The sequence below is a fragment of the Aquabacterium sp. genome (assembly GCF_050725395.1).
Classification (GTDB): Bacteria; Pseudomonadota; Gammaproteobacteria; order Burkholderiales; family Burkholderiaceae_C; genus Aquabacterium.
The window spans coordinates 104,755-130,131 of the sequence record NZ_JBOHHL010000004.1 but is presented as its reverse complement, the minus strand read 5'-3'; the positions used below and the strand labels follow the sequence as shown (position 1 = coordinate 130,131).

21 protein-coding genes and 1 tRNA gene are annotated in these 25,377 nt (G+C 64.5%); 17 read left to right on the top strand and 5 right to left on the bottom strand.

Annotated features, from left to right (window positions below; translation table 11 throughout):
* Positions 1–8: 8 nt before the first annotated feature.
* The 3 genes from ACREB4_RS04275 (at position 9) to ACREB4_RS04265 (ending at position 2,689) form a co-directional block, all read left to right on the top strand.
* Positions 9–1,217 carry an EAL and HDOD domain-containing protein gene (locus tag ACREB4_RS04275; protein WP_431586953.1) on the top strand — a complete coding sequence of 403 codons (1,209 nt, stop codon included), beginning with the start codon at positions 9–11 and terminating at the stop codon, positions 1,215–1,217.
* Positions 1,218–1,337: 120 nt separating this feature from the next.
* A complete protein-coding gene (locus ACREB4_RS04270; RefSeq protein WP_431586952.1) occupies positions 1,338–1,631 on the top strand; it encodes a hypothetical protein in 294 nt (97 codons plus the stop codon).
* Positions 1,632–1,639: 8 nt separating this feature from the next.
* Positions 1,640–2,689 carry a serine/threonine protein kinase gene (locus tag ACREB4_RS04265; RefSeq protein WP_431586951.1) on the top strand — a complete coding sequence of 350 codons (1,050 nt, stop codon included), beginning with the start codon at positions 1,640–1,642 and terminating at the stop codon, positions 2,687–2,689.
* A 66-nt stretch (positions 2,690–2,755) separates the two neighbouring features.
* Here the strand turns inward: ACREB4_RS04265 and ACREB4_RS04260 are convergent, their stop codons facing one another.
* The gene (locus tag ACREB4_RS04260; protein WP_431586950.1) at positions 2,756–4,486 is read right to left on the bottom strand and encodes a diguanylate cyclase; all 1,731 of its coding nucleotides are present in this window, start codon (positions 4,484–4,486) and stop codon (positions 2,756–2,758) included.
* Positions 4,487–4,582: 96 nt separating this feature from the next.
* Between ACREB4_RS04260 and ACREB4_RS04255 the strand changes: the two genes are divergently transcribed.
* Positions 4,583–5,500 (top strand): DHH family phosphoesterase, encoded by a 918-nt coding sequence (locus ACREB4_RS04255; RefSeq protein ID WP_431586949.1) that lies wholly within the window; start codon positions 4,583–4,585, stop codon positions 5,498–5,500.
* A 12-nt stretch (positions 5,501–5,512) separates the two neighbouring features.
* Here ACREB4_RS04255 and ACREB4_RS04250 read toward each other — a convergent pair whose 3' ends face one another.
* Positions 5,513–7,477 (bottom strand): hypothetical protein, encoded by a 1,965-nt coding sequence (locus ACREB4_RS04250; protein ID WP_431586948.1) that lies wholly within the window; start codon positions 7,475–7,477, stop codon positions 5,513–5,515.
* Between the two features lie 181 nt (positions 7,478–7,658).
* A complete protein-coding gene (locus ACREB4_RS04245; RefSeq protein ID WP_431586947.1) occupies positions 7,659–8,993 on the bottom strand; it encodes an MFS transporter in 1,335 nt (444 codons plus the stop codon).
* A gap of 157 nt (positions 8,994–9,150) precedes the next feature.
* Between ACREB4_RS04245 and cyoA the strand changes: the two genes are divergently transcribed.
* The 10 genes from cyoA to ACREB4_RS04195 all read left to right on the top strand — a co-directional run bounded on the left by cyoA (position 9,151) and on the right by ACREB4_RS04195 (position 18,013).
* Positions 9,151–10,188, top strand: a complete 1,038-nt coding sequence (gene cyoA / locus ACREB4_RS04240; protein ID WP_431586946.1) for a ubiquinol oxidase subunit II — start codon at positions 9,151–9,153, stop codon at positions 10,186–10,188.
* 39 nt (positions 10,189–10,227) lie between these two features.
* Entirely contained in the window at positions 10,228–12,231 is a 2,004-nt protein-coding gene (cyoB, locus tag ACREB4_RS04235) for a cytochrome o ubiquinol oxidase subunit I (RefSeq protein ID WP_431586945.1), read from the top strand.
* Complete coding sequence (gene cyoC / locus ACREB4_RS04230) at positions 12,224–12,853, top strand: cytochrome o ubiquinol oxidase subunit III (protein WP_431586944.1); 630 nt, start codon at positions 12,224–12,226, stop codon at positions 12,851–12,853. The genes cyoB and cyoC overlap by 8 nt, the downstream gene beginning before the upstream one ends.
* On the top strand, positions 12,850–13,257 hold the full coding sequence (gene cyoD, locus ACREB4_RS04225) for a cytochrome o ubiquinol oxidase subunit IV (RefSeq protein WP_431586943.1): 408 nt from the start codon (positions 12,850–12,852) through the stop codon (positions 13,255–13,257). Before cyoC ends, cyoD begins: the two co-directional genes overlap by 4 nt.
* A gap of 17 nt (positions 13,258–13,274) precedes the next feature.
* On the top strand, positions 13,275–14,045 hold the full coding sequence (locus ACREB4_RS04220) for an SURF1 family protein (protein ID WP_431586942.1): 771 nt from the start codon (positions 13,275–13,277) through the stop codon (positions 14,043–14,045).
* A 19-nt stretch (positions 14,046–14,064) separates the two neighbouring features.
* The gene (locus ACREB4_RS04215; protein WP_431586941.1) at positions 14,065–15,417 is read left to right on the top strand and encodes an ATP-binding protein; all 1,353 of its coding nucleotides are present in this window, start codon (positions 14,065–14,067) and stop codon (positions 15,415–15,417) included.
* Positions 15,404–15,943, top strand: a complete 540-nt coding sequence (locus ACREB4_RS04210; protein WP_431586940.1) for a response regulator transcription factor — start codon at positions 15,404–15,406, stop codon at positions 15,941–15,943. Before ACREB4_RS04215 ends, ACREB4_RS04210 begins: the two co-directional genes overlap by 14 nt.
* A gap of 67 nt (positions 15,944–16,010) precedes the next feature.
* Complete coding sequence (locus ACREB4_RS04205) at positions 16,011–17,597, top strand: glucan biosynthesis protein (protein WP_431586939.1); 1,587 nt, start codon at positions 16,011–16,013, stop codon at positions 17,595–17,597.
* Between the two features lie 63 nt (positions 17,598–17,660).
* Positions 17,661–17,737 (top strand) — tRNA-Ile (locus ACREB4_RS04200).
* A 42-nt stretch (positions 17,738–17,779) separates the two neighbouring features.
* The gene (locus ACREB4_RS04195; RefSeq protein WP_431586938.1) at positions 17,780–18,013 is read left to right on the top strand and encodes a hypothetical protein; all 234 of its coding nucleotides are present in this window, start codon (positions 17,780–17,782) and stop codon (positions 18,011–18,013) included.
* A 41-nt stretch (positions 18,014–18,054) separates the two neighbouring features.
* Here ACREB4_RS04195 and ACREB4_RS04190 read toward each other — a convergent pair whose 3' ends face one another.
* Positions 18,055–18,807 carry a Coq4 family protein gene (locus tag ACREB4_RS04190; protein WP_431586937.1) on the bottom strand — a complete coding sequence of 251 codons (753 nt, stop codon included), beginning with the start codon at positions 18,805–18,807 and terminating at the stop codon, positions 18,055–18,057.
* A gap of 50 nt (positions 18,808–18,857) precedes the next feature.
* Positions 18,858–20,531 carry a dihydroxy-acid dehydratase gene (gene ilvD, locus ACREB4_RS04185; RefSeq protein ID WP_431586936.1) on the bottom strand — a complete coding sequence of 558 codons (1,674 nt, stop codon included), beginning with the start codon at positions 20,529–20,531 and terminating at the stop codon, positions 18,858–18,860.
* A 120-nt stretch (positions 20,532–20,651) separates the two neighbouring features.
* Here ilvD and ACREB4_RS04180 point away from each other — a divergent pair, with 120 nt between their 5' ends.
* From ACREB4_RS04180 to ACREB4_RS04170, 3 genes are all read left to right on the top strand, one after another.
* Complete coding sequence (locus ACREB4_RS04180; protein WP_431586935.1) at positions 20,652–21,560, top strand: LysR family transcriptional regulator; 909 nt, start codon at positions 20,652–20,654, stop codon at positions 21,558–21,560.
* A gap of 86 nt (positions 21,561–21,646) precedes the next feature.
* Complete coding sequence (locus ACREB4_RS04175) at positions 21,647–21,817, top strand: hypothetical protein (RefSeq protein ID WP_431586934.1); 171 nt, start codon at positions 21,647–21,649, stop codon at positions 21,815–21,817.
* Positions 21,818–21,950: 133 nt separating this feature from the next.
* Positions 21,951–25,370, top strand: coding sequence for a type VI secretion system Vgr family protein (locus ACREB4_RS04170; protein ID WP_431586933.1), 3,420 nt, complete (start codon positions 21,951–21,953; stop codon positions 25,368–25,370).
* Positions 25,371–25,377 lie beyond the last annotated feature (7 nt).

Below are 25,377 nucleotides of genomic sequence, written 5' to 3'. Positions count from 1 at the left end.
CATTGCCCATGACAGACCACCCCATCCTCGGGCAGATCGCCCTGGCTTACTGCCCGGTCATCGACCGCAACCGCAGCGTCACCGCCACGCGACTGACCGTGTTCCCGCTCAACCGCGGCGGCAAGCTGGACTCGGCCGCGCTGCTGGCCGCCGTGGGTGAGGCCTGGCCCGTGGGCGGTCCCCAGATCTGGCTGAACGTGCTCAGCGAAGGCCTGCTGCACGACCTGATCGCCGCGCAACCGGCCACGCACATCCTGATGGAGATCCCTTCTTTCATGGCCTGCGAGCCTGAAAGCAGCGCCCCCATCTGCACCCTGCACGCCAATGGCAACTTGCTGCTGCTCAAGGGCCGGCCACTGCGCGAACTGCCGCGCGAAGTGCTGCCCTGCTTCAAGTACTCCATCATCGACTACGACGATGACCGCCGTGTCGACCCCATCACCGGCAGCAGCAACAGCAGCCCCGAAGGCGTCATCCGCACCATCGGCCATGTGCAATCGGGCATCCGCACGGTCGATGCCATGGAAAACGCCTTCCGGCGCGGTGCCACCGCCGTGCTGGGCTGGCCCATCGACGACGCCATCGAGGTCTCGACCCGGCCCACCGACCAGCCGGCCCTGCAGGTCATCGTGCTGTTGATCGACCAGGTCCACAAGCAGGCCGACATCGAGGACCTGGAAAAGACGCTCAAGCGTGATCCGCCATTGGCCTACAAGCTGATGCGCTTCATCAACTCGCCGGCTTTCGGCCTGTCGGTCGAGATCAGCTCCTTCCGCCACGCCATCATGATCCTGGGCTACCAGCGCCTCAAGCGCTGGTTGGCCCTGCTGCTGGCCACCGCCAGCAAGGACCCCAACATGCGGCCGGTGATGTTCGCCGCCGTGCGCCGTGGCTTGCTGATGGAAGAACTCTCGCGTGGCAGCGGCGACAACGAACTCAGCAACGAGCTGTTCATCTGCGGCGTGTTCTCGCTGCTGGACCGCATGTTCCGCCAGCCCTTCAGCGAACTGCTCAAGACCATCCCGGTGCCCGAGCGCGTCTTCCAGGTGCTCGTCGATGGCACCGGCCCCTATGCACCCTACGTCAACCTGGTCAAGGCCATGGAAGGGCAAACTCTGGACGAGATCCGCGAAGGCGCCGATGCCTTGATGATGAGCTTCGGCGACATCAACGGCGCAATGCTGCGCGCCATGAACGCCGGCGCGCAACTCGACTGACCCGCCCACCGCACACCCCTTGAATAGAGGGTAAACCCGCACACCTCGGGGCAAAGCCGCTATGCTGGACCCATGGGGTCGATGCGGTTGTCGGCCTCGTCCAGACAGGGGCGCGGTCGCATGAATTCCCTCACCAGCATGTTGGGCGTGGTCATCCTTTCTGGTGTGCTGACCACCAACTTTTTCCGTGCCGCCTGGCGCCTGGGCATGCTCCGAGCCTTTGGTCGCCGCCACACCCTCCGTTGGCGCGCGCTGGCCGCCGGCACGCTCGCTGCCTGCCTGCCTTTCGCGGGGGCCATGGTCGGCATGATGCTGATCCCCGGTGACAGCGCCGGCACCTTGGCCTTGCAATTGGCCGGCAGTGGCTGGGCCATGCACCTGGTCAATGACCAGCTGATCGCCTGGGGCTCGTAAGATGCGGGATGCATTCCCCGGACACCCCTTACGCCAACCTCACCCCTGACGCGGTCCTCCACGCCTTGCAAGCCGTGGGCGTCTTCAGCGACGGCCGCCTGCTTCAGCTCAACTCCTACGAGAACCGCGTGTTCCAGATCGGCCTGGAAGACGCCGGCTACGTCATCGCCAAGTTCTACCGAGCGGGCCGCTGGACCGACGAACAGATCCTGGAAGAACACGCCTTCGCGCAAGAACTACTCGACGCCGAAGTGCCCGCCGTGGCGCCCCTGCCCTTGATCGCCGACCTGGAGGTCGACCCCGCCGTGCGCTGCATCGGCCAGCCCGCCACGCTGGGCCTGCTGGGCGACATCCGCGTGGCCGTCACGCCGCGCAAGGGCGGCCGCTCACCCGAACTGGAAGACCCCGAAGTGCTGGAACGCCTGGGCCGCTTCCTGGCCCGCCTGCACACCGTGGGCGCCGCGCGCCAATTCAAGCACCGCACCACCATGAGCGTGCAGACCACTGGCCGCGCTGCGCGCGACTGGCTGGTTGAACACGAGGTGGTCACCGACGACCAACGCGCCGTGTGGCTCTCGGTCGCCGACCAGGCCCTGGACCTGGCCCAGGCCGCCTTCGACCGCATCGACGGCCTGTGCCTGCGCCGCCTGCACGGCGACTGCCATGTCGGCAATGTGCTGTGGACACCCGAAGGCCCGCACTTCGTCGACCTGGACGACGCCTGCATGGGCCCCGCCGTGCAAGACCTGTGGATGCTGCTCAGCGGCGACCACCGCGAGCGCCAGCAGCAACTGCATTCACTGCTGCAAGGCTACGAATCCTTCGCCGATTTCGACTGGCGCGAACTGGCCCTGATCGAGCCTTTGCGCACCCTGCGCATCATCCACCACAGCGCCTGGCTGGCGCGCCGCTGGGCCGACCCGGCTTTCCCAGCCGCCTTCGCCTGGTTTGGCACCTCGGCCTACTGGAGCGAACAATCGCAGTTGCTGCGCCAACAGATCGAACTCATGCAAGATGGCGGGCAAAGCCGCTCCATGGACGACGACGACAACTGGTGATCAATGCACCAGGCGGCCGTCCTAGTCCATGGGCCACGCCGAGCATGAATTGCCAAGGCGACGAACTCAGCTGGCCAATACCGTGCGGTTGCGGCCCGCCCGTTTGGCCCGGTACAAGGCCTGGTCGGCACGCTCGATGGTGTCGGCCACCTCTTCGTCGAAGCGCTGCTCGGCCAAGCCGGCTGAGAAGCGGATGTGCAGTTCGGCATGTTCGGGGCACATCAGGGTGCTGTTGACCACCTCGCGCACCCTGTCCATCATCGCGTCCGCCTGGCCAACCCTGCATTCGGTCAGCATCAGCAGGAACTCTTCGCCACCCCAGCGGGCGATGACGTCGGATTCGCGCAGTTGCCGCTGCACGGCGTGCGCGAAGTTGCGCAGCACCTCGTCGCCGGCGCCGTGGCCATGCGTGTCGTTCACGCGCTTGAAGTGGTCGATGTCGAGGATGCCGATGCAGAACACGCGGCCACCCCGGTCGCTGAATTTCTTCTGCAGCGCCAGCGTTTCCACCATGTGGCGGCGGTTGAAGAGGCCCGTCAATTCATCGCGCGTGGCCAGGGTCTGGATGCGTTCCACGGCCACGGCCAGTTCGTCCTTGCGGGCACGCAGCCGTGCACGCAGATCGCTGAGCTGCCCCGCCAGCAAGGAGATCGTGGGCAAGGTGGTGCACGCGAACAGGAAATGGATCATCTCCTGGCGCACTGGATAGCGGCCAGGCTCCAGGGTGTTCATGGCCAGCATGGTCAGGCCCTGCGCCACCAAGGCGAAAAAGGCGGCGGAGCGCGCCTGCGAGGCCGTGAGGTTGAACAGGCCGAACACCAGCACCAGCACCAGCAGCATCAAGGTCGCGCCACGCGATTCCTCCAGGATGGCGTAGGCGCCCACCACGCAGGTGATGGCCACCATGATCTGCGGCAAGGTCAGGGACGGGTCGGCAAACCGCAGGTTGATGCCGCTGCGCAGCAGGCCGTAGAAGAGGAAGCAGTTGCCCATCATGTAGACGCCCAGCACCCAGCCTGCCGTGGCGTTCACCGCACCCACGCTGACCGCGTAGGCCAGCACCATGGTGCAGATCACGAAATTGACCGCGGCCACCATCGAACGCTGGATCCGCAGCCTTTGCTTGGGATCGCTGGAGAAGACCAGGTGCATCAGCAGGTGCAGAAACCCGGACGCCTGCTCGCCATCGTTTCGGGCGAACTGGGACAGGGTCACGCCAATCACCGCCAGCAGCATGAAGCGCAGCAGCTCCTGGGCCATGTCGTAGGTACGAGGGTGCGCGTACAGCAGCCAGACCATGGCCGAGCCAATCACGAAGATCGCATAGGCGCTCAGCATGCGCCCCTGCAAAGGCCGCAGGAAGCGGAAGCCATAGAGCAGCAAAGGCACCAGGATGAACAGCATGATGTCCCGCGCGGGACCGCCGAAGGTGTAGACCCAGGCGGCGTAACTCACGGCCATCACCATCTGGGGCATGGTGAGGGACGGGTCCCGAAAGCGCAGGTTCAGGTTGGACCGCAACACCCCATAGAACAGCAGCACGGTCAACCCAATGGCGCCGCTGATCGCCATCACCGGGCGTTCGGGCAGGAGGCCATCGCGGGCCACCCAGTTCATCAGCAGGCAGATCAGCAGGTAGACCAGGCCACCGCCCAGGCAGCGCAGGATGCGCACCCGCTGCTTCCAGTGCTCGCCCAGCAGCCATGTACCCCAGTTGCCCGTGTTGATCCTCGGCCGGTCGTGCTGGGCACGCGGCGGCGAAGATGAAAGCGTGGTGGAGGAAGAGATCGGGTCCATTCGCATGATTTCGTCACGTGAATTCAATACTTGAGTGCCCTTGTCGCCCGCCAGCCCTTAGCATCGGCGCATTGCCCCCACTCCCCTGCCATCCCCATGACGAACGGACTTTTCACCGGCCTGGCCTTCCAGCCCGACACCAGCGAAACCAACCCGCTGGTGATTTACCACGACAAGTGCGCGGACGGCTTCGCGGCCGCCCTGGCCGCCTGGCTGTTCTTCGAAGGCCGGGGCGAGTACCTGGGCGTGGGGCACGGCAAGGTCCAGCAGGTGTCCGAACTCCCACCGCTGGCGGGCCGACCCGTCTACATCCTGGACTTTTCATTCTCGGCCGAGATCCTGCAGGGCATTGACGACGTGGCGTCCAAGCTGGTCATGCTCGACCACCACAAAAGCGCCGCCGACAAGCTGGGCACTTTCCAGTGCCGCTGTGGCATCGTGCATTTCGACATGAGCCAGTCGGGCGCCAAGCTGGCCTGGCGCTTCTTCCAGCGCGATGAGTCGATCCCGGACCTGGTCCGGTTCGTGGAAGACCGCGACATCTGGAACTGGCAGTTCCCGGAAAGCGCCGCCTTCCTGGCCGCGCTCGACATGGAGCCCTTCGACTTCACCCGCTGGGCCGAGATCGCCGCATTCACGCCGGAACAAAGCGCGGCCTTCCGCGAACGGGGGGGCGCCATGAACGAGAAGTTCATGAGCCTGTGCCACGACATCGCCCGCAACGCCATGCCGATCACCTTCAATGGAGAAAGCGGCCTGATGGTCAACTGCCCGGGCGCCTTCAGCAGCGAGGTCGGCGACCTGCTGGCCACCCAATGCGGCACCTATGCCTTGCTGTGGAATTTCAGCAAGGACGGCATCGTCAAGGGCAGCCTGCGCTCGGTGCGGCCCTACAACGTCATCCCGCTGGCCGAGTCCATGGGCGGCGGCGGACACGCCCAGGCCTGTGGCTTCAAGATGGGCGTGGACCGTTTGCCCGAACTGCTGACGGGCACCTTCATCGCCAAGCGCTGAACAGGCAACGGCTCAATGGCACTGGCCGAAGCTGTCAATGGTGCCGCTGCAGTAGATGAAGTTGTTCTGCACGCCCATGCCTTCGCCGGTGCGGCCATAGAGCGCCAGCATCTTGAAGCCAGACGCGATCACGGCGATGCCGTTGCCGGGGTTGTTCAAGGGCACGCTCACCGATTGGGCCGCGGCCGAGAAATCGACGTCACCGATCCGCGAATTCGACTGACCGCCGCATTGGCGGTCGGAACAGAACGCGGCCGAGTCCAGGCCGGTGTAGCCACGGGCGAAGGTCCAGCTGGCGTTGAAGGTGCCCGACGCGTCAGTGGCCAGGGTGAGTGAACGCAGGCTGTTCACCGTGCCCGCCGTCAGCGTGGGCCACGGGAAGCCTTCGATCCGATCGGACAGCGGGGGCACGCCCATCATGTCGACTTCGAATTCGCTGCGGCCATCCAACAGCAAGTCACCGGTGCAATTGGCATTGCTGTAGAGCGCGACCTTGACGGTGCGGCCACCACGGTAGAAGTTCGTGATGGCGGCATCGCCCGCGGTGCCTGAGGGCAACTGGATCTGGCTGTCATCGCTGCCGCGAAGCTGGCCGCTCACGTCGTTCGGGTCGGTCAAGAGGGCACCGAAGGCGCCACGCCAGACCGACAGGCGTTGCGGAGAGCCGCTGTAGCGCTTGTAGTAAGCCAGCAGCACATCGGCGCCGTTCGAATCCTTCTGGGTGACCTTGGCGCATTGCAGGCCCGTGACGGCCTGGATGTCGAATTGGAATGCGCGCGAATGCTCGGTGAAGGCCAATGCCCCCGTGCTGTCGAAGGTCTGGGTGCGCTGCAAAGCCGCGTTGGCGTGGATGCCGATCGGGTTCACATCGCCCTTGAATTTCCAAGTCTGGCCTTCGCGAACGACCGCCATTTCCTCGCCAATCGCTTTCAGGCTGCTGTCGGGCATCTTGAGCACGAAGGACACGCGGCAGATCGGGTTGGTGCCCGACAGATCACAGCGGCCCAGGGTGGGACTGACGAAAGACACCCCGAAGCCGGGGCCTTCATGGGCGGAGTCGCCGATGAAATCGCACATCAGGGTGGCCACGTTGGCCGCGCCTTGCGAAGCGTTCGGGTCATCGAAGCTCATGCTGGCCGTGGAGGCCAGCAGGCCAGGCAGATTGGCCCGGCAGGCCGAGTCGCTCACCATGGCTTGCGACATGTTCTGGAAAAGGGTTTCGATGCCGGTCAAAGACACGCTGGCGGCATGGCTGTCCACGGTCAAGGCGCCCTGCGGGGCAGAGCCCGATTCCAGGTACAGGTTGCCCGTGCCCAGGCGTGGCGTGATCTGCACGAAAGGCGCATTGGCCTCGCCCGTGGTGACACCGACCGAATCCAGCACGCGGTCGTAGCCGGTTCGGGTGCCCGCGCTCAGGTCACCGCTGATGAAATCGAAGTTGGAAGGCACGCCGGCATCCGCGAGGATGGCGGCAAGACCCGTGCGCAGGGTGGTCTGGGCGGCCGCCATGCTGGTGGCATCCAGGGAGGTACCCGGGCCGCTCATCAAGTCCTCGGGCGAGTCGCCCGTGGCCAGCAGCACAGCGGCCGTGGTCAAGGGGGTCACATTCGCCACGCCAGCGCCTTGGGCCACCGAATAGACACACCGGTAGTTGTCGCCCGCATGCCCGCAGGCCTCGATGCGGTAGGGACCGGTGCCCGTCAGCGTGACCCCTGAGAAGGCCCCGCTGCTGTTCACCTGCACGCCTGAAGCCACCACATTGCCGGCCGAGTCAAGAACGCGCACGACCGCATCCGCCATGGGCGCCCCCACGGCCACCGTGCCAGACAGGCCGCTGGACGAAGAATGCGATCCCGAGGTGCTGGAAGAAGGCGATCCACTGCCACCTCCCCCACAGGCGGCCAGGAAGCCCAAACCGACCAGAGAGACACCCGCCAGCCACCGCTGGGGAACTTGCTTCGAAACTGACTTGGCCATCGGGATTCCTTCAACCATTGAACGTCCGCGCGGGGCGGATCCATTGGGAATATCGGTCAATGTGAAGAAAGGTGAAGCGCGCCAGTCGCCAAGAAATCACGCGAGCCTGGAATGAAAAAACCGGGCGCCAGGCCCGGTTTTCAACTGGAGGGCTGGCAGGCCAGCCTCATCGCTCAAGCGGTCAGGCCACCAGCGCGCGGTTCAGGCGCAAAGCCACCAGCGTGCAGCCGGCCCCCGACAGCAGGTACAGGCTCAGGTAGCCCAAACCGAAGTGGGCCGACAAGCCCAGGGCCACCAGTGGCGCGAAAGCGGCGCCCACCAGCCAGGCGAAATCGGAGGTCAATGCCGCGCCCGCATACCGGTACTTGGTCGAGAAGTTCGACGTCACGGCACCCGCCGCCTGGCCGTAAGACAGGCCCAGCAGCGCAAAGCCCAGCAGGATGAACAGGTTCTGGGCGGCGGCATCGCCATTGAGCAAGGTGGGGGCGAAACCGCTCAGCACCGCGATGAAGCTGGCGCACAGGCCCAGGGTCTGGCGGCGGCCGATGCGGTCGGCGATCAGGCCCGAGGCGATCATGCCGATCACGGCGATGCCGGAGCCGATGAGCTGGACGAACAGCACATCGTTGATCGATTGCGTGTTGCCCAGGGCGATCCACGACAGCGGGAACACGGTCACGATGTGGAACAGCGCGAAGCTGGCCAGGGCCGCGAAGGCGCCGATGAAGATGTTGTGGCCCTGGGTGCGGAGCAGTTCGCCCACGCGGGTGGGTTCCAGTTCACGCTCTTCCAGCAGTTGGGTGTACTCCTCGGTCACCACCAGGCGCAGGCGCGCGAACAGCGCCACCACGTTGATCGCGAAAGCCACGTAGAACGGATAGCGCCAGCCCCAGTCCAGGAAATCGACCGTCTGCAGGTTGCCGTGCAGGAACAGGAACAGGCCACTGGCGATCGCGAAACCGATGGGCGCGCCCAGTTGTCCCAGCATGGCGTACCAGCCACGGCGGTTTTCAGGCGCGTTCAGGGCCAGCAGGGAAGGCAGTCCATCCCATGAGCCCCCCAGCGCGATGCCCTGCACGAAACGGAAAATCGACAACAGGATGATGGACTGGAACCCCAAGGTCGCATAGCCGGGCAGAAACGCCATGCCCGCGGTCGAGAAACCCAGCAGGAACAGGGCGATGGTCAGTTTGGTGCTGCGTCCCCAGCGGCGCTGGATCGCCATGAACAAGGCCGTGCCGAAGGGCCGGGCGATGAAGGCGAACGAGAAAATCACGAACGCCCACAAGATGCCGTCCAGCTGGCTGGCGAAGGGAAAGAACACCTTGGGGAACACCAGCACGGAAGCGATACCGTAGACGAAGAAGTCGAAGTATTCGGACGCGCGGCCAATGACCACGCCAATGGCGATCTCGCCTGGGGCGATCTCGGAATGGCCGGCCGTGATGACCCTGGCATCGCGCTCCAGGTTGTGCGACGAGGGCTCGGGGTAAGTCTGATCGATGCTGGACATCATGCGTACTCGTGATTCGAATTTGATTTTCAAGCGGACACCCCGAGGTTCTCACCTCTGAGGGATTGCCGCCATAGGACAAAACGCCCAATACCCAAGACAAGTCAATAGGGGTAGATTCTGCCTCTTCTGCGGTCACGCGCTCAAATTCCGTCTGGCAATGCTTTCCCTCAAGAACCTTCGCGGACCCCTCCTGCTCCTCGCCGTCGCCTTCCTGGGCGGCTGCAAAGCGGTGGTGATGAACCCTTCTGGCGACGTGGCCGCGCAGCAGCGCGACCTCATCGTGGTGTCCACCGTGCTGATGTTGCTGATCATCGTGCCGGTGATCATCTTGACCCTGTTATTCGCCTGGCGTTATCGGCAATCCAACACGAAAGCCGAGTACCTGCCCGACTGGGACCACTCCACCCACCTGGAACTGGTCATCTGGGCCGCCCCCCTTTTGATCATCATCGCCCTGGGCGCCCTGACCTGGATCAGCACCCACACGCTCGACCCCTACCGCCCCTTGCAACGCGTGGCCATCGGCAAGCCCGTGGCGGCCGACGTCAAGCCCCTGGTGGTCGAAGTCGTGGCCCTGGACTGGAAATGGCTGTTCTTCTACCCCGAGCAAGGCATTGCCACGGTGAACGAACTGGCCGCGCCGGTCGACCGCCCGATCCACTTCAAGATCACCGCTTCCACCGTGATGAACTCCTTCTTCGTCCCGGCGCTGGCAGGCCAGATCTACGCCATGCCCGGCATGGAAACCCAGCTGCACGCCGTGATCAACCAACCCGGCGAATACAAAGGCATTTCGGCCAACTACAGCGGCGCGGGCTTCTCCGGCATGCACTTCAAGTTCCATGGCCTGACCGCGGTTGATTTCGACAAGTGGGTGCAAACCAACAAGAGCACTGGCGGCACGCTCAGCCGCGAGGACTACCTGGCCCTTGAAAAGCCCAGCGAACGCGAACCCGTGCGCCGTTATGCCTCCGTGGCCCCCGGCCTCTACGACGCCATCCTGAACCGCTGCGTCGAAAGCAACCGCATGTGCATGAAAGACATGATGGCCGTCGACGCCCGTGGCGGCCAGGGCAAGCCCGGCACCTTCAATGTGGTGTCGTCCGCCCAGTCCAACCGCAGCTACGTCGGTGCCCTGTGCACGACGACCAATCTGACAGGCGCCACGCCCGCGCCCGTCTCCCAGCCGTTGTAATAACGCGCCGCCCCCTTACCTTTGCCACCCGGACCCACGATGTTCGACCACCTCGACCTCACGAAGCTCATCTTCGGCCGCCTCAGTTGGGAAGCGATTCCCCTGCACGAGCCGATCCTGCTGGTCACCTTCGCCGCCGTCATCCTCGGCGGCCTGACCTTGCTTGGCGCGCTCACCTACTTCAAGCTGTGGGGCTACCTCTGGAAAGAATGGTTCACCAGCATCGACCACAAGAAGATCGGGATCATGTACATCATCCTGGGTCTGGTCATGCTGCTGCGGGGCTTCGCCGACGCGCTGATGATGCGGGCCCAGCAGGCCATCGCCTTCGGCGAGAACCCCGGCTTCCTGCCACCACACCACTACGACCAGATCTTCACCGCCCACGGCGTGATCATGATCTTCTTCGTGGCGATGCCGCTGGTCACCGGCCTGATGAACTTCGTGGTGCCGCTGCAGATCGGCGCCCGCGACGTGGCCTTCCCCTTCCTGAACAACTTCAGCTTCTGGATGACCGCCAGCGGCGCCGCCCTGGTGATGGCTTCGCTGTTCGTCGGCGAATTCGCCAAGACCGGCTGGCTGGCCTACCCACCGCTGTCCGGCATCCTGCACAGCCCTGACGTGGGGGTTGACTACTACATCTGGTCATTGCAGATAGCGGGGGTCGGAACGCTGCTATCGGGGATCAACCTGCTGGTCACCATCGTCAAGATGCGCGCGCCGGGCATGACCATGATGAAGATGCCCGTCTTCACCTGGACCTCGCTGTGCACCAACGTGCTGATCGTCGCCGCCTTCCCGGTGCTGACCGCCGTGCTGGGCCTGCTGTCGCTCGACCGCTACGCCGGCACCAACTTCTTCACGAACGACTTCGGCGGCAACGCCATGATGTACGTGAACCTGATCTGGATCTGGGGCCACCCCGAGGTCTACATCCTGATCCTGCCCCTGTTCGGCGTCTTCTCTGAAGTCGTGTCCACCTTCAGCGGCAAGAAGCTGTTCGGCTACGCCTCGATGGTGTACGCCACGGTCGTGATCACGATCCTGTCCTACCTGGTGTGGCTGCACCACTTCTTCACCATGGGCTCCGGCGCCAGCGTGAACAGCTTCTTCGGCATCACCACGATGATCATCTCGATCCCGACCGGGGCCAAGATCTTCAACTGGCTGTTCACGATGTACAAGGGCCGCATCCGCTTCGAGGTGCCCATGCTCTGGACCATCGGCTTCATGATCACCTTCGTGATCGGCGGCATGACCGGCGTGATGCTGGCGGTGCCCCCGGCCGACTTCGTGCTGCACAACAGCCTGTTCCTGATCGCCCACTTCCACAACGTGATCATCGGCGGCGTGCTGTTCGGTCTGATGGCCGGCATCACCTACTGGTTCCCCAAGGCCTTCGGCTACAAGCTCGACCCGTTCTGGGGCAAGTGCTCGTTCTGGTTCTGGCTGATCGGTTTCTGGGTCGCCTTCACGCCGCTCTACATCCTGGGCTTCATGGGCGTGACCCGCCGCACCAGCCACTTCGAGGACATGTCCCTGCAAATCTGGTTCCAGATCGCGGCCTTCGGCGCCGTGCTGATCGCCCTGGGCATCGGCAGCTTCCTGATCCAGCTGGTGGTGAGCTTCATGAAGCGCGAAGAGTTGCGCGACCACACCGGCGATCCGTGGCATGGCCGCACGCTGGAATGGTCGACCTCGTCGCCACCGCCCGCCTACAACTTCGCCTTCACGCCCCGCATCCATGACAACGACGCCTGGTGGGACATGAAGAAGCGCGGTTACGAGCGTCCGCAAGGCGGCTTCCTGCCCATCCACATGCCCAAGAACACGGGCGCCGGCATCATCCTGGCAGGCCTGAGCACCGCCTTCGGCTTCGCCATGATCTGGCAGATGTGGATCCCCGCGGTCCTGGCCTTCATCGCACTGATCGTCTCGGCCATCGTCCACACCTTCAACTACAAGCGCGACTACTACATCCCCGTGGATGACGTGATCCGCACCGAGGCCGAACGCACCCACCTGCTGAGCAGCCATGTCTAATACCGCCACCCTCACCCCCAACGGCCAGGAGCCCATCAGCTTCCACGTGGCCGAAGACCACCACCCCGAGAACGGCACGCTGCTCGGCTTCTGGCTGTACTTGATGAGCGACTGCCTCATCTTCGCCTGCCTGTTCGCCGTCTATGGCGTGCTGGGCCGCAGCTACGCCGCCGGTCCTTCGGGCGCCGACCTGTTCGACCTGCCCCTGGTGGCGCTGAACACCTCCATGCTGCTGTTGTCGTCCATCACCTATGGCTTCGCCATGCTGGAGATGAACAAGAAGCACGTGCGCGCCACGCTGGTCTGGCTGGGCATCACCGGCCTGTTCGGTGCCGCCTTCCTGGGGCTTGAACTTTATGAGTTCGCGCACCTGATCCACGAAGGCGCGGGCCCGCAACGCAGCGCCTTCCTGTCGGCCTTCTTCACGCTGGTGGGCACCCACGGCCTGCACGTCACCTTCGGCATCATCTGGCTGATCGTGCTGATGGTGCAGGTCGGCAAGCTGGGCCTGACCCACGAGAACAAGCGCCGCCTGATGTGCCTGTCCATGTTCTGGCACTTCCTGGACGTGGTCTGGATCGGCGTCTTCACCTTTGTGTACCTGATGGGAGTGCTGCCATGAGCGCGCACAACGACACCGCGGCGCACGGCGCCCACCACCATGGTCATGACGACCACCACGGCCACGACGATGGCAACCACGGCTCCCTGAGGGACTACACCATCGGCTTCGTGCTGTCGGTGATCCTGACGGCCATCCCCTTCTGGCTGGTCATGGGCAATGTGTTCAACAACTCGAGCACCACCGCCCTGGTCATCCTGGGCTTCGCCGCCGTGCAGATCGTGGTCCACATGATCTACTTCCTGCACATGAACGCGCGGTCCGAAGGTGGCTGGAACATGCTGGCCCTGATCTTCACGATCGTGCTGGTGGTGATCACCTTGAGCGGCTCCCTGTGGGTGATGTTCCACATGAACGCCAACATGATGCCCATGTCGATCCACGAAATGAAGAACATGCCCTGAGGGCACGAGACCACGCCATGAGTGACGACAGCGCTCAGCGGCGTGGTCCGCGTTCCACCCTGGTCCTGGCCGCCTTGTCCATCTTCGCGGCCTTGCTCTTCGCGGTCTTCGCCGCCTTGGGCACCTGGCAGGTCAAGCGCCTGTTCTGGAAGCTCGACCTGATCGAACGGGTTGACCAGCGGGTCCAGGCCCCGGCCACCGATGCGCCCCGCGCCGCCCAATGGCCCCAGGTCCATGCCAACGCCGACGAGTACCGCCACGTGCGGCTCAAAGGCCATTTCCTCCATGAACAAGAAACGCTGGTGCAGGCCAGCACCGTCCTGGGCGCAGGCTTCTGGGTGCTGACCCCGCTCCAGGCGGCCGATGGCACGATCGTGCTGGTCAACCGGGGCTTCGTCCCTCCCGACAAACGCAGCCGCGCCAGCCGTGCCGACACCGAACAAGCCGGCGAGGTCGCCCTGGTCGGCTTGCTGCGCATGAGCGAACCCGGCGGCGGTTTCCTGAGACAAAACGATCCATCGAACCAGCGCTGGTACTCGCGTGACGTGTCCGCCATCGCCATGGCCCAGGGCCTGAGCCAGGTCGCGCCCTACTTCGTGGACGCCGAAGCCACCCGCGCCGAAGAGTGGCCCGCGGGCGGGCTCACGGTGATCGCCTTCAAGAACAACCACCTCGTGTACGCGATCACCTGGTACGCCCTGGCCCTGATGGTGCTGGCCGGGGCCTGGTTCGTGCGGCGCGACGAGCAAAAGCTGAGGCGTGGCGGGACGGTACAGAATGCCGGCTAGCCCGACGACGGAAACACCGATGCCACGCCAGCCACCTCCCCCAGCGATCGAAGAGACCCTGCGCCCACCGCCCGCGGCCAAGGTCCGTGGCGTGAACGATGCCACCGGCTTGAAGAACATGCAGTTGCTGATCCAGCTGCGCTGGATCGCCGTGGTCGGGCAGATCATCACGATCGCCGTGGCGCACTTCGCTTACGACATCGAACTGCCGCTCAGGCACCTGTTGACCGTGCTGGCTTGCCTGGCCACCTTCAACCTGGTCAGCCAGGTGCATTGGCGCTCGCACCGCGAAGTCACCAACGGCGAATTGTTCTTCGCCTTGCTGGTGGACGTGAGCATGCTGACCTCGCAGCTCTACCTCAGCGGCGGCGTCACCAACCCCTTCGCCTTCCTGTACCTGCTGCAAGTCACTTTGGCCGCCCTGCTGCTGGAGGCCTGGTCCACCTGGACCATCTTCGCGATCACCGCCACCTGCTTTGCCAGCCTGGCCCTGTTCGGCATGCCGCTCTCGTTTCCGCCAGACCAGGACCGCGGCCTGTTCAACCCCTACATGCAAGGCATGCTGATCTGCTTTGCGCTGAACGCTGCCTTGTTGGTGATCTTCATCACGCGCATCAGCCTCAACCTGCGCAAGCGCGATGCGCGCCTGGCCAACCTGCGGCAACGCGCGGCCGAAGAAGAACACATCGTTCGCATGGGCCTGCTGGCCTCGGGTGCCGCCCACGAGCTGGGCACGCCATTGGCCACGCTGGCCGTCATCCTGGGCGACTGGGCGCGGCTGCCCTCCTTCACCTCCGAACCCGAGTTGCTGGAAGAAGTCGAAGAGATGCAGACCCAGGTGCAGCGCTGCAAAACCATCGTCAGCGGCATCCTGCTGTCGGCCGGCGAGGCGCGCGGCGAATCGTCCGAGAAGACCACCGTCTGCACTTTCATGGACGAGCTGGTGGACGAATGGCGCGCCACCCGACCGGCCACGGCCTTCGTCTATGACAACCGCTTTGGCCAGGACCTGACCATGGTGTCCGACTCGGCCTTGAAGCAGACCATCTGCAACGTGCTCGACAATGCGCTGGAAGCCTCGTCCCACCTGAAGATGGAAGTGACCCGCGACGCCGACACGATGACCATCACGGTCACCGACAATGGTCCAGGCTTCGGTCCCGCCATGCTGGCCAATTTCGGCAAGCCCTACCAGTCCAGCAAGGGTCGTCCCGGTAGGGGCCTGGGCCTGTTCCTGGCCGTGAACGTGGCCCGCACCCTGGGTGGCAGCCTCACGGCGCGCAACCGCGCGGGCGGTGGCGCGGTCGTCACGCTGTCATTGCCCTTGTCCGCCATCACTTTTGAAGAAGATGAAGCCCATGGAAGAAGCTGAGCGACTGCTGATCATCGTGGAAGACGACGCCGCCTTCGCCCGCACGCTCAGCCGTTCTTTTGAGCGACGCGGCTACGAAGTCCTGCTCGCCGCCAGCCTGGAAGGCATGGTCGAACTGCTCAGGGACCGCACGCCTGGCTATGCCGTGGTCGATCTGAAGCTCAACAGCGAAGCCTCGGGCCTGTCCTGCGTGCAGAAGCTGAGCGAGCACAACCCCGACATGCTGATCGTGGTGCTGACGGGCTTCGCCAGCATCGCCACCGCGGTCGAGGCCATCAAGCTGGGCGCCTGCCACTACCTGGCCAAGCCGTCCAACACCGACGACATCGAAGCCGCCTTTGGACGGGCCGAGGGCGACACCGAGGTCGGCTTGACCAACCGGTCCACGTCCATCAAGACGCTCGAATGGGAGCGCATCCACGAGATCCTCGCCGAGACTGGCTTCAACATCTCGGAGACCGCGCGCCGCCTGGGCATGCACCGCCGCACCCTGGCCCGCAAGCTGGGCAAGCAGCAGGTCAAGTAACCCCGAGAAACATGCCGCCATGATGATTGGATAGCATAGGGACCAACACACAAGGAGGCCCCTTCGCATGCAACGACGTCATTTCATGCAGACCGCCGCCGCCCTTGCGGCCGCGGGCATCCCGATGCCCAACCTCCTGGCCGCCGAGCAGGCCGGGGCAGTGAGCAAGCTCGGCAAGCCGCAGCCCTTCAGCTACGCCTGGCTGAAAGGCCAAGCCAGCGCGCTGTCGAAACAGCCCTGGCAAGCCGCGGCAGAACGCGTGCCCGCCGAGTTGACCCAGCTCGACTGGGACCAGTACCAGGCCATCGGCTACCGCGACGAGCATGCCTTGTGGGCCCAGCAAAAGCGCCGCTTCGAGGTGAAGTTCTTCCACCTGGGCCGGGGATTCACCGCGCCGGTGCACATGCATGAAGTCATCGATGGCCAGGCACAAGAACTGGCCTACGACCCGGCCATGTTCGATTACGGCAAAAGCGGCGTGAATGGCAAGCGCCTGTCGAAGGACCTGGGCTTCGCCGGTTTCAGGCTCAACTTCCACACCGATTGGAAGCGCGACGTGGCCGCCTTCCTGGGCGCCAGCTACTTCCGCGCGGTGGGCGGTGAGGCGCAGTATGGCCTGTCGACGCGCGGCTTGGCCATCAACTGTGGCGCCGAGACGCCCGAAGAGTTCCCCGTCTTCAAGGCCTACTGGCTTGAGCGCCCCGACCCCACCTCCTCGGTCATCACGGTCTACGGCCTGCTCGATTCGCCCAGCGTGGCTGGCGCCTACCGCTTCGACATCCACCCAGGCGAGACGATGGTGATGGACATCGATGCCGCCTTGTACCCGCGCAAGACCATCGACCGGCTGGGCATCGCGCCCTTGACCAGCATGTTCCAGCATGGCGAGAACGACCACCGCATGGCCAACGACTGGCGCGCCGAGATCCACGACTCCGACGGCCTGGCCATGTGGCGCGGCAATGGCGAGTGGATCTGGCGCCCGGTCACCAACCCCGCCGGCCTGCGCTTCAGTTCGCACAGCGACGAGAATCCGCGCGGTTTCGGCCTGCTGCAGCGCGACCGAAATTTCGACCATTACCAGGACGATGGCGTGTTCTACGAGCGCCGGCCCAGCCTGTGGGTCGAACCCAAGGCCGGCTGGGGCAAAGGCGCCGTGCAACTGGTCGAGTTGCCCACCGACGACGAGACCAACGACAACATCGTGGCGTTCTGGAACCCCGAGGCCAAGCTGCAAGCAGGGCAGGAACGCCTGTTCAGCTACCGCCTGCACTGGGGTGCCAAGCCACCGGCTCAGCCAACCGCCGCGCAGGTGGTGGCCACGCGCACCGGCATCGGTGGTGTGGTGGGCCAGAAGCGGCAGTATTTCTCTTGGCGCTTCGTGGTCGATTTCGCAGGTGGCGACCTGCCCATGCTGCGCGACGGCGCCAAGGTCGAACCCGTGATCACCGCATCACGCGGCAAGGTTGAGATCACCTCGGCCCGGCCTTTGGCCTCGGTCAATGGCTACCGCGCCATGTTCGACCTGCGCCCCACCGACGACGGCACCGCGCCGGTGGAACTCCGCCTCTACCTGAGCTACAACGGCCAACCCATGAGCGAGACCTGGCTCTACCAGTGGACACCGCCGCCAGCGGCGCAGCGGCGGCTTTGAATGCGGCCGTTCACGCTGGCCGGCCGTGAATCCCGTGTCAAAATGGCTGGCTTGGCATCGTGCGGGCCGTTAGCTCAGTTGGTTAGAGCAGAGGACTCATAATCCTTTGGTCGTTGGTTCAAGTCCAACACGGCCTACCAAATCCCCTGATTTGCGCGCGAACGGCCTGGCGGAGAGCGTGCATGAAGACCTACGACATCGAAATCCAGCGCCTGAAATCGGCGAAGCAGCAAAACGGCCTGATCTCCATCGGGGTCGACTTGGTGGTGCAGCCACGCGCCGCGCGCGATGAAGCGGTCACCAGCCACCTGCACTTGTCTGTCGACGAAGCACGAACCTTGCTGATCCTGCTCAAGCAACAAATCACCGAGGTTGACAAGTTGCAGCCGCGCAGCCGGCGTTCCGGACGCTGCTGATCCAACCCACCCACCAGATCGAGATCGATGGCCCTTCTGCGTCAGACGCCGGGTGGCCTTGCCACGGCATGGCCCTTGGCCGACAGGCGCGCCAGCACCGCCAGGTAGCGCGTGGGCCGCGCGATGTTGAGCTGCTGGCGCAAACGTGTCAGGTCTTGCACCAGCAATGATTCCATCGGTTGGACCAGCAACCACGACGCGGCCCGGCCTTGCCGCCAAGCCTGCCAGACCGCTCCCAGCACACCACTCACCTTGAGTCGACGGCTCAGGTGCAAGGCCCCCAGCGTGGCGATCAAGGCAAAGCTGCGCGTGCCCTGGTGCGGGTAAGAAAACGCCAGCACACAGACCTCGCCCAACTCGTCGCGGCCATAGCCGCTGAGCACGTGGAAAAGGTCGTGCATGTCGCGCAACTGGCGGCCAATGAAATGCCGGTCCGAACCATCGTCGGGCATGGTCATGCCGCTCGCCATGGAGACCTCGACCAGGCCCTGGGCCGACAGGTTTTCTTCGGCCAGGAAGGCGTGGTAAGTGCGGCCCAGCGTGCCTTCGGGCAGGCTGGCCAGCCAGTCGGTGCGCTGAAGAGTGTCGATCAATTTGCGGCGCTCGCGCAGACGCTCCTGCCCCATCGGATCCCGCCTGAATCGGTTCAACAGGGTGAACGGCGACTTGCCCTTGATCGCCTCGCCAAGGATGAACACCTGCCTGGTGTCCTGCGGGTCGCGTCGAAGCGCCAGCAGGGCACGCAAAGCCACCAGCGGCTGGATGGGGGTGGGAGGATCGGTGTCGAGCGACATGGCGTGAAGGATAGTACAGGCGCGGCCCCCCCGCCGCGCTCGCTCGTCCATCATCCCGTGGTCGCGCCCAGGTTGGCCGGGCCGGCCAGGCGAGCGTACTTGCCAAGCACCCCGGGCCTGGGCAGCGTTTCACGGGGCGCCCACCGTGCACGGCGCAAGGCCAATTCGTCATCGGCCACATGCAGGTGCAGCGACAAGGTGTCCGCATCGATGGTGATGTGATCGCCCTCTTCCACCAGCGCGATCGCGCCGCCCCGTTGCGCTTCGGGCGCCACGTGGCCCACCACCATGCCCCAGGTGCCGCCGGAAAAACGCCCGTCCGTCACCAAGCCCACCGAGTCACCCAGACCCTTGCCGACCAGGGCCGACGTGGGCGCCAGCATTTCCGGCATGCCCGGCCCACCGACCGGTCCCAGGTAGCGCAGGACCACCACATCGCCCGCCTGGACGCGGTCCGACAGGATGGCCGCCATGGCACTGGCCTCGTCGTCGAACACGCGCGCCGGCCCCGTGATGCGCGGCTGCTTGAGGCCGGTGATCTTGGCCACCGCGCCGTCGGGCGCCAGGTTGCCTTTGAGGATGGCCAGGTGGCCCTTGGCGTAGAGCGGATCACCCATGCCGCGGATGACGTCCTGGTCGGCCAGGCTGCGGTCGGGGATGGCGTCCAGCGCTTCGGCCAGGGTGAGGCCCGTGATGGTCAGGCAATCGCCGTGCAGCAAGCCTGCGCGCAGCAACTGCTTGAGCACCTGCGGCACACCGCCCACGCGGTGCAGGTCGGTGGCCAGGTAGCGGCCTGAGGGCTTCAGATCGCACAACACCGGCACGCGCTGGCGCACCCGCTCGAAGTCGTCCAGCGTCCAGTCCACCTCGGCGGCCCGCGCGATGGCCAGGAAATGAAGCACCGCGTTGCTGGAGCCACCCAGGGCCATGACCAGGCTCACCGCGTTCTCGATGGACCGGCGTGTGATGAGGTCGCGCGGTTTGATCTGGCGTTTGATGGCCTCGACCAGCACCCGCCCGGATTCGGCCGCGTGGTCGGTCTTCTCCTGGTCCGGGTTGGCCATGGTGGATGACCCGAGCAAGGCCAGGCCCAGCGCTTCGAGCGAGGCACTCATGGTGTTCGCGGTGTACATGCCGCCGCAGGAACCCGAGGAGGGGCAGGCGTTGCGCTCAATGCCATCGAAGTCGGCCTGGCTCATCTTGCCGGCACTGAAAGCGCCCACCGCTTCGAACACCGAGACCAGGTTCAGTTCACGCCCCTGCCAGCGCCCAGGCTTGATGGTGCCGCCATACACGTAGATGCTGGGCACATTGGTGCGCGCCATCGCGATCACACCGCCAGGGATGTTCTTGTCGCAACCGCCGATGACCAGCACGCCGTCCATCCACTGGCCCTGCACGCAGGTTTCCACGCAATCGGCGATCAGTTCACGCGACACCAGCGAGTACTTCATGCCCTCGGTGCCCATGGCCATGCCGTCGGAAATCGTGGGCGTGCCGAACAGCAGCGGGTTGGCGCCAGCCGCCTTGATGGCCTGCTCGGCCGCGTCGGCCAGCTTCTGCAGGCCGGAGTTGCAGGGCGTGATGGTGGAGTGCCCATTCGCAATGCCCACCATGGGCTTGTCGAAATCGGCCTGCTGGTAGCCCATGGCGTAGTACATGGCCCGGTTGGGCGAACGCGCGATGCCCTGGGTGATGTGGCTGGAACGCTCGTTGTGCGGCATGGCGGTGTCCTGGGATGAATGGGGATGTCGTCATTCTTCCGGTCGACCGGTGATCTGTAAAATATCTGATTTACTTTCGATCAAGTCTTTTAGCGACTTTATTGAAAACAAGGCTTCACCATGAACCTGCGCCAACTTCAGTACTTCGTGACCGTGGCCGAAGAGCTCCATTTCGGGCGCGCTGCCGACCGGCTGCACATGTCGCAGCCACCGCTGAGCCAGCAGATCATCTCGCTGGAAGAGTCGCTTGGCGTGCAACTGTTCGCGCGCACCAAGCGTTCGGTGCAGCTCACGGCCGTGGGCGAACAATGGCTGCCCGAAGTCAGGCAGGTGCTGGCCGCCGCCACCGAGTTGCCCCACAAGGCAAGGCGCCTGTCGCGTGGCGAGATCGGCACCCTGAGCTTGGCCTTCGTCAGCACGGCCGACTATGGCGTGCTGCCCGGTCTGCTGCAGCGCTACCGCGCGCAGCATCCCAACGTGCAAGTCACTCTGCGCGAGGCCACCAGCGATGTGCAGATCGACGCCTTGCTGAACCAAGAGATCGACATCGGCATCGTGATTCCTCCGCGGGGCATGGCGTTTCCCAAGTCGCTGCGCTATCTGCCCTTGCGCAAGGAGCGCTTGGTCGTGGCCTTGCCACAGGCCTGGGTCCGCAGCCGCAAACACCGCCCGACCCATGGTCAGATCGATTTCCGCACGCTGCTGGACGAGCCGCTGATCGTGTTCCCACGGCAAAGCGCACCGGCCTTCCACGATCTCATCGCCGACTACTACACGGCCCACCAGGCCACGCCGCGCATCGGGCAGGAGGCCATCCAGATGCAGACCATCATCAGCCTGGTGTCGGTGGGCATGGGCATCGCGCTGGTGCCTGAGTCCCTGCAGAATCTGCAGCGCACCGGCGTGGTCTATGTGCAGTTGAGCGGCGCGGCGCCCGAGGTTGAAACCGGGCTGTTGTGGCGCAAGGACCAGGCGTCCGCCGCGGTCGACGGCCTGATGGCCGCCGCCAAGATGCAAGCGCACCGCTGAATGTCACGGTTCACCACTTCGTCACCTACTGGAACACCCAGTCTTCCTACGACAACGATTTCAGGACTGCCAACGTCAACTCGAATATGTTCAACACGGCGATCGACGACAACGAATTCATCGTCTACCTTGATGCAGAAATCAACGGCAAGCGCAGTTTCATCAAAGGCATCTCCCCGTCTACCAGAAAGGACGGCAAGCAAAGTTATCTGCAGGCGGTGGAAAGCACCGTGGACGCCTTCCTCAGCAGCTATTAAACCGAGGACGCCATCTCGGCGCTTTCAACTCGTTACACCGACACCCCATCAGGGGGCCTTGCCCCACCCCATTCAGACCTGAAAATCCCACCTTGCATCTGTTTCCAATAAAACAACGTCAGGGAAGCCCTCAATGGGTCTGGATTCATTCAAGTCTGAGGTCAGCCGCGCCTTGGCGGCCGTCATCGGCCAGTGGGCCACGGAGGCCCGGCTCTACACCCTCTCGGCGCCCGGCGGTCAGGAAGGCAGCCTGCCCGCGGACTTGATGGTCGAAAGCTTCGTGCTGCACGAGGCCGTTTCTCAGCCGTTTTCCCTGTACATCAACGCCCTGGTGCTCAACGCCCACGTTGAGCTCAAAGAGCTGTACGCGCGGCCCATCACGCTGCACACCACCTTGGCCGATGGCAGCCGCGCGCGGCGCAGCGGCTATGTCGTCGGTGCTGATGCATTGGAGGCCGATGGCGGCCTGACGCGCAAGGGCCTGCTGGTGCAGCCCTGGATCGCCCTGCTGGGCCACACGCTCACCAGCCGCGTCTGGCAAGACCAATCGCTCATCGAGATCGTGGAGGACGTGTTCGCCGACCACGCGTCCATCGCCGCCTGGAAATGGGACGACGACGTGGCCAGCCACGTGGCGCAAGGCCTGTTCGCCCGCAATGGCGGCCAGCGTTCCTACTGCGTGCAGTACCGCGAGAGCGACCTCGATTTCGTCAGCCGGCTGTTGGCCGAAGAAGGCCTGTGCTACCGCGTCGAAGAAGACGAAGCCGCACCGGGCGGCCACACCGTGGTCTTCTTTGCCAACAGCGCCAACCAGCCGCAAGACCAGGTCAGCGCCAGCAGCGCGGGCGGCCAGGGCATCCGCTTTCACCGCAGCAGCAGCCAGGAAGCGCAAGACACCATCCAGGCCATGGGCGCCATCCGCCGCATCGGCACGGCCGCCACCGTGCTGCAAGGCTGGGACTACGTGGCCAACAGTGCCATCACCTCCGACGCGCCCACCCACCATCAATGGGGAGGCGACGAGGCCACCAGCCTTCAAAACTGGCTGACCAACTACGACCCCACCGGCGACTACCTGTTCAGCAACCAGGCCGAGGCCCAGTTCACCGCCACGCGCTTGCAAGAAGCCCACGAGGCCCGCTACAAGACATGGCTGGGCCGGGGCACCGTGCGCACCCTGCGCGCAGGCACCTGGATGGCCGTCACGCAATCCACCCTCGACCCGCTGGCCACCTTTGGCCTGACCCCGGACGACAAGGAGTTCTTCGTGCACGGCGTGGACGCCTATGGCATCAACAACCTGCCCAAGGAGTTCAGCGACAAGATCATGAAGACCCTGGGACGCGCCGAACTGCCTCAACTCAACCAGTCGGTGGCCCCATTGGATCGGGTCGACACCACAGATTTGCAGCGGCAGGCGGTGCAGACCGGCTTCGCTTGCCAGTTCCAGGCCTTGCGCCGCAGCGTGCCTTGGCGCGCGGTGCTGCTGGATGGCACCGGCCTGCGCCCACGGCCGCGCCCCACCGCGCTGGGCATGCAAACGGCCATCGTGGTCGGCCCGGATGGCAGCACGGCCGCCAATGGTCCGGACGAGCTCTACACCGACAAGCTGGGCCGCGTCAAAGTCAAGTTCCATTGGCAAGCCCATCCGCATGCGCCACAACGCAAGGGCCGCAACCGCAGCGACCACAGCTGCTGGGTGCGTGTCATGCAGCGCCTCTCGGGCGCTGGCATGGGCCACCAATTCATTCCCCGCATCGGGCACGAAGTGCTGGTCGGCTTCTTGAACAACGACATCGACCGCCCTTACGTGCATGCCAGTTTGTACAACGGCCGGGGCGAAGGCGGCGTGCCCCGCACACCCGGGGGTCAGCCCAAAGCCGCCAACCGCAGCGCCTTTGCCGAGTCCAGCGACCACAGCCCCAGCAGCCAGATGAATCTGGTGGGCTCAGGCGCCGGTGGCAACAGTCCAGCCTGGCACGGCGCGGCAGCGGGTGCCGCCAGCGATGGCGCCGAAGGCCAGAACAACGCGGCGGCCCTGAGCGGCGTCAAGAGCAAGGAGTTTGGCGGCCAGGGCTACAACCAACTGGTGTTCGACGACACGCCCAGCCAGGCTCGCCTGCACCTGCACAGCACGCAAGCCCAGACCTGGTTGCAGATGGGGCATTTGCTGCACCAGGCCGACAACCACCGAGGCAGCTTCCGCGGCCTGGGCTTTGAGCTGCGCACCGACGCCTGGGGTGGCGTGCGCGCGGTACGGGGTGTGATGTTGAGCACTTACAACCTGGCCAACGGCGCTGGGCAAACAGCGGAAGGCGCCGGTGACAATGCAGCGGGAATGGCGTTGGCCAAGCAGATGCAGCAACTGGCGCAGACCTTTCATCAGGCGGCAGTGACGCACCAGACGGTGGGACTGGCGAGCGCGGCGGGCAGCAGGCAGGCCAATCAAAGCACTTTGAATGATCAGCTGGCACCAGCCGCTGCCTTGGCCAAGAGCTTGAGCGGCATGGTCAACGTTTCTCAACTGCCCGATGCCTTGGCCGATGCCTCGGACAGGTCCACCCGAACTGCGGCAGGCAAGGTGCCGCACATGTCGGACCCCAACATTGCCATCGTTGGCAAAGCGGGTGTGGGCGTGACGGCGGGGCAGGACTTGCACCTGAGCGGCGAAGACACCACGACCATCGCCAGCGGGCAGGACACGCACTGGGCCGTGGGCGGGCAGGCACGCATCCACACCGGACAGGCCATCGGCATTCTGGCCGGGGCGATCCAGCCCGGCGGCGAAGCTGCGGGCAAGGGCCTGACGGTGATCGCAGCCCAGGGGCCGATTGATCTGCAGGCGCAGGCTGGGCCCGCTCAGATCGCGGCCAAGGATGTGCTGGAGATCAAGACGGCTCAAGGTGTGGTCACGGTGGCTGCGGCCAAAAAGGTGGTGTTGGCGGTGAGTGGCGGGGCCAGCATCACGATGGATGGTGGGAGCTTGACGGTGGAATGCCCGGGGAAGATCACCGTGCAGGCAGCGCAAAGGTCAATGGTGGGGGGCGGGACGCAGTCGTGGAGCATGCCCCGCTTGCCAAGGTCGACGCTGCCAGTGCAGGAATTGAGCTTCAACATGCGCCTGACCGATGTCCCTGGTCCCAATGGACACGCCCTTTCACACACTCCTTGGAAAATTGTCAAATCCATTTCCAAGCCTCGCGGGATGGGCATTGTTCCCAACGACTCAGTGCTCATGGTCGGAGAAACAGACGTGCAAGGCCTGGTCAAGCTATCCGGAGATCAGCAAAAGGCATTGGGCAAGGCGTATCTGACTCATCCCAACAGCCTTTGGCTTCTGTATCCAGGCCAAGCCGTGCAACTCAGCGCTCAGGTTCAGGATCCTGCGTGGAGCAAGGAAGACCAACTGCGTCAAGCCTTGAATGCTGCAGATTTCAGTGATGACACGCACGCGCACCTGAACAACATTGATTCGGCAGAAGACCTCAAGCAAGCCAAGAAGACACTGCAAACCAGCGCCAACGCATCGCTGCTGGGCAAGCTAAAAGAATAAACGCCAG

What these genes read in the sequence shown, in the direction of transcription:
- ACREB4_RS04260 (WP_431586950.1), bottom strand. Translation starts at nt 4,486, where the DNA reads ATGGACCCGATCTCTTCCTCCACCACGCTTTCATCTTCGCCGCCGCGT.
- ACREB4_RS04180 (WP_431586935.1), top strand. Translation starts at nt 20,652, where the DNA reads ATGAACCTGCGCCAACTTCAGTACTTCGTGACCGTGGCCGAAGAGCTC.
- ACREB4_RS04245 (WP_431586947.1), bottom strand. Translation starts at nt 8,993, where the DNA reads ATGATGTCCAGCATCGATCAGACTTACCCCGAGCCCTCGTCGCACAAC.
- ACREB4_RS04205 (WP_431586939.1), top strand. Translation starts at nt 16,011, where the DNA reads ATGCAACGACGTCATTTCATGCAGACCGCCGCCGCCCTTGCGGCCGCG.
- ACREB4_RS04255 (WP_431586949.1), top strand. Translation starts at nt 4,583, where the DNA reads ATGACGAACGGACTTTTCACCGGCCTGGCCTTCCAGCCCGACACCAGC.
- ACREB4_RS04265 (WP_431586951.1), top strand. Translation starts at nt 1,640, where the DNA reads ATGCATTCCCCGGACACCCCTTACGCCAACCTCACCCCTGACGCGGTC.
- cyoB (WP_431586945.1), top strand. Translation starts at nt 10,228, where the DNA reads ATGTTCGACCACCTCGACCTCACGAAGCTCATCTTCGGCCGCCTCAGT.
- ilvD (WP_431586936.1), bottom strand. Translation starts at nt 20,531, where the DNA reads ATGCCGCACAACGAGCGTTCCAGCCACATCACCCAGGGCATCGCGCGT.
- ACREB4_RS04210 (WP_431586940.1), top strand. Translation starts at nt 15,404, where the DNA reads ATGGAAGAAGCTGAGCGACTGCTGATCATCGTGGAAGACGACGCCGCC.
- cyoC (WP_431586944.1), top strand. Translation starts at nt 12,224, where the DNA reads ATGTCTAATACCGCCACCCTCACCCCCAACGGCCAGGAGCCCATCAGC.
- ACREB4_RS04270 (WP_431586952.1), top strand. Translation starts at nt 1,338, where the DNA reads ATGAATTCCCTCACCAGCATGTTGGGCGTGGTCATCCTTTCTGGTGTG.
- cyoA (WP_431586946.1), top strand. Translation starts at nt 9,151, where the DNA reads ATGCTTTCCCTCAAGAACCTTCGCGGACCCCTCCTGCTCCTCGCCGTC.
- ACREB4_RS04175 (WP_431586934.1), top strand. Translation starts at nt 21,647, where the DNA reads ATGTTCAACACGGCGATCGACGACAACGAATTCATCGTCTACCTTGAT.
- ACREB4_RS04170 (WP_431586933.1), top strand. Translation starts at nt 21,951, where the DNA reads ATGGGTCTGGATTCATTCAAGTCTGAGGTCAGCCGCGCCTTGGCGGCC.
- ACREB4_RS04275 (WP_431586953.1), top strand. Translation starts at nt 9, where the DNA reads ATGACAGACCACCCCATCCTCGGGCAGATCGCCCTGGCTTACTGCCCG.
- ACREB4_RS04250 (WP_431586948.1), bottom strand. Translation starts at nt 7,477, where the DNA reads ATGGCCAAGTCAGTTTCGAAGCAAGTTCCCCAGCGGTGGCTGGCGGGT.
- ACREB4_RS04190 (WP_431586937.1), bottom strand. Translation starts at nt 18,807, where the DNA reads ATGTCGCTCGACACCGATCCTCCCACCCCCATCCAGCCGCTGGTGGCT.
- cyoD (WP_431586943.1), top strand. Translation starts at nt 12,850, where the DNA reads ATGAGCGCGCACAACGACACCGCGGCGCACGGCGCCCACCACCATGGT.
- ACREB4_RS04220 (WP_431586942.1), top strand. Translation starts at nt 13,275, where the DNA reads ATGAGTGACGACAGCGCTCAGCGGCGTGGTCCGCGTTCCACCCTGGTC.
- ACREB4_RS04215 (WP_431586941.1), top strand. Translation starts at nt 14,065, where the DNA reads ATGCCACGCCAGCCACCTCCCCCAGCGATCGAAGAGACCCTGCGCCCA.
- ACREB4_RS04195 (WP_431586938.1), top strand. Translation starts at nt 17,780, where the DNA reads ATGAAGACCTACGACATCGAAATCCAGCGCCTGAAATCGGCGAAGCAG.